The sequence below is a fragment of the Okeania sp. SIO2F4 genome (assembly GCF_010672385.1).
Taxonomy (GTDB): Bacteria; Cyanobacteriota; Cyanobacteriia; order Cyanobacteriales; family Microcoleaceae; genus Trichodesmium.
Map to the genome: position 1 here is coordinate 1 of NZ_JAAHGT010000953.1, position 3,693 is coordinate 3,693.

Annotated in this window: 3 protein-coding genes; all 3 read left to right on the top strand. The window is 32.1% G+C overall.

Annotation, left to right across the window (positions count from 1 at the left end; all coding sequences use genetic code 11):
- Window positions 1-1,172 precede the first annotated feature (1,172 nt).
- On the top strand, window positions 1,173-2,270 hold the full coding sequence (locus F6K22_RS35465) for a mechanosensitive ion channel family protein (RefSeq protein ID WP_293109242.1): 1,098 nt from the start codon (window positions 1,173-1,175) through the stop codon (window positions 2,268-2,270).
- A gap of 122 nt (window positions 2,271-2,392) precedes the next feature.
- A complete protein-coding gene (locus tag F6K22_RS35470) occupies window positions 2,393-3,424 on the top strand; it encodes a mechanosensitive ion channel family protein (protein WP_293109244.1) in 1,032 nt (343 codons plus the stop codon).
- A gap of 154 nt (window positions 3,425-3,578) precedes the next feature.
- On the top strand, window positions 3,579-3,693 hold a 115-nt coding region (locus tag F6K22_RS42715), incomplete at its 3' end, for a hypothetical protein (RefSeq protein ID WP_363275145.1).

Sequence of the window (3,693 nt, forward strand, 5' to 3'; positions counted from 1 at the left end):
CATCTTTGAAAGCAAGGAGGCATAGCTGTAGGAGTTGTTTCCTTGATCGCCATGATATTTTTGAAGTAAAATCCTTGGTTGACAAGCATTATAGACTAATTTTGCTCATTAAGTTGTGTAAGTCCCACTAATAGATAATAGAATTTGGGCGATCGCTTATCTGATAACTCAAAATTTTTGAGGATTTTAGAATAGAATTTAATGCCAATTTGATAAGTGTTTGTGACAAATGGTATCATCAAGGAAGAAGTAATACCAAATCAATAAATGTTTGATACAAATATCTAGGGTATTTCTTAGAAGTCAGGTAGGGGAGTCGTCGGATTGGGAACATACAGGAGTCAGGATTCATATCATGTCCCCTGGTATCATTTGTATAAACCCAAGAGTGAATATCTACAGAAAATTTAAGTTTTTTCCAGCTTTTAAGCCTTCTTCCTTCTTCCCTCTTCCTTCTTCCTTACCTTCGCGCTTACAATACCGATGCTATCGGACATGATATCAGAATGAATAGGTTTAATACCATTCTCATCTTTATATTCATTGCAACTTCATGGAGAAATGGTATAACGTTCTTTTTTCATGCATGGTATATGAGGGAAGAGTTAAGAAGTAATAAACAAATCAGAAAAAAAGTAGAAAAAATCGAAATATAGCAATGTGCGCTGGCATATTTACACATTATTTTTTGTACACCTTTTCTAGAATGCACTTTGAGTTAGCCCTTGTAAATACCTGAGCGCTCATTGCTATAGTTAGCTTATAGGATTTGAGAAAGTATTTTTAGGTATAATTTTCAGCCTTTTTTTGTAGCATTATTTTTTCACGCTTAGTATAATAGATAAAAATTAAATCAAATTTAGAGAGTAATACTAAATCCGGTTCTCATACATCTCTTATTTCTATATCCTAACTGCTTGATATAAATAAACTTATACCAATTCCCAAAAATAATGCTATACTTCATTAAGGTTTCAGTTATTAAGTAATAATAATGATTCAGTAATGTTTGTAAGGATTATCGGCATTAAGCCAAGATATATTATGTTTTTAAACCATACTCTCTACCCTCAAGGAGATGTAGCAATAATGCGTGAGTTCTGGTATTAGTTTATCTTTAAAAAGGTTCTCTGAAAATCTGATTTAGTATAATATTAAAGGAAAAGCTATTTATGCTCGAAACTATTCAATTGCCAGAAGAAATAGTAATAGATATTAGTCAAATTCTGCGAATATTTGCCATAGGAATAATAGGAGTAGTCGCAATTGTCGGAATTCGTAAACTCCCTGAATTAATCGGCAAGATAGTATCTACAGAAATTTCCGAAGCATATAAAATTATCATATCTCCGAATAAATTATTAATAGGAGTAGTAATTGCTTTAGGAATATCTGAGATAACTCTTCTAGCTGTTACACCATATTCTGAATTATATATTCTGGAAATTACTCTTAGTTTAATTTTAACTATTACAACTACTTGGCTAGGTTCTCAATTTGTTAAACAGTTTTTTGATGTTTATTTAATAGAAGCAGCATTCAGAACTGGCCGGAAAGCCAATAGTGACTTATTTATAGTAGGTAAGTTTGTTGCTAACTTTATCATTATTGTATTAGCTATTATCATTTTTGCTCAGACTCATCAAGTTAATGTATTTGGTATTATTGCCAGTTTAGGGGTGGGAGGTGTAGCAGTTGCTTTTGCTGCTCAAAATACTTTAAGTCAATTACTCGGCGGTATCGTACTTTATGTAGACAGACCTTTTGTTGTAGATGATTATATTGGTTTACCAGATGGTACTTTTGGCAGAGTTGAATCTATTGGTTTACGCTCGACTAAAATTCGTTCTTCTGGAAAAGGTACTTTAATTATTATCCCTAATAATTCTCTAACACAAGTAAATATTGAAAACTTTACTGCAGCGAAGAAAGTGATGTCTATTTTATACTTAACTTTTTATCGTTATGTAGATATTGAAGAACAAGCATTAATCCGCCAAGTTATCTTAACAAGTACCAGCGATATATTTGGCATCGAGCCACGCAATACTGATATTACTTTTAAAGATTCACAAAGTTCTACTTCTCAAGATATAACTCAAGCACAGATTACATTTTTTATTTTAGGCTCTGGTAAAGTATCTATGGATTTACGTCGTCAAATGTTAGATAATGCTAGTCAAAGAATTACTTTGAAACTTAAGGAATATGGTATTGCTTTTGATATAGACCAACCTAGTATATATGTCGATTCACCAATTACAGTTTAATAGTTGAATTTTTTATGTTTTTTTCAAATATAATTAACAAGGTCAATCAGCTATCTGTTTTTTTGGAAGGTTCTAGCATTCCTCAGTATCTAATTTTTTTTGTATTTGCCCTGGGATCTGTATTGATCGGAAAATATACACCAGGAATAGTACAAATAATTATTAATAGGTTTATGCCGAATTTAGGCAAGGAAATTACTAATAACTTTATTCGACCACTGACAAAACTTTTCCAAATTGCAGGAACATTTATATTAATTTCTCTCTCCTCAGTTTGGTTGGAAGACTACAAAGCATTATACAATTTCTTGAATCCTTTAATCGTTCTTGCTGTAGTTATTAGTATTGCCTGGTTGGCTTCCCGTTTGTTTCAACAGTTACTCAGAATATATGGGATTGAAATTATTCGTAAATCAGGCTTAGAAGCTGATGAATTACTGTTAGTATTTGAGACTATAGTAAATGTAGCAATCGGATTTATCGCAGCTATAGGCTATGCTCAAACTCAAAGATTTCCATTGACAGGTTTGTTGGCTGGTGTGTCTATTGGTGGTGTAGCTATTAGTTTTGCTGCTTCTAAAACTTTGGAGCAATTGTTTGGTACTGTTGTATTGTATTTAGACCGTCCTTTTATTCCTGGAGATTATATTCGTTTCTCATTAACAAGTGGTTATACTCCGCCAGAAGGTGAGACTTATGGCAGGGTTGAATCTATTGGTTTGCGCTCTACAAAAATTAGGGTAGCAGCTACGGGTACTCTATATATTGTTCCTAATAATCAACTAGCTAATACAGGAATTGAGAATATTACTCGTGGTAAAAAAGTGATGGTTTTACTATATTTAGACTTTACTAAAAAACTGATAGAACGAGAAAAAGCTCTAGTTGAGCAAGTGGTTAAAAATAGTACAGATTCAGTATTTGGTATTGACCCAGGAAGTACAAAAATAGCAGTATTTGACCATGAACATACAGATAAATGTCGGGCAAGGATAACTTTCTTTATTCTCGGTTCTAGTGAAAATTCTATCCAATTAAGAAAGCGACTTTTGGAAGTTGCTAATCAAAATATTTCTAAGGAGCTGAAAAATTTTGGTATTGATTTTTATCTACAAGAACCAAATATTTATGTTGATTCCCCAGTAACTATTTAATTTAGTGTATTTTATTCATTCCTATTTCTTTTAGGATTTATATAAGTGTGCATTTTCCATGAAAAAACGACTGACTAAAATTGAATTATTCAAGCAAGCAATGAACTTTTCAGCAGGTCACTTCACTATATTTTCAGAGAGTTAAAGAGAAAATCTGCATGGTCATAGTTTTTCTGTATATGTCATGTTCGAGGCTGAAATAATGGAAAATGGCATTACCTTCAATTATGGTATTTACAAAAAAATTATCCTTGATATTTGTCAACTTC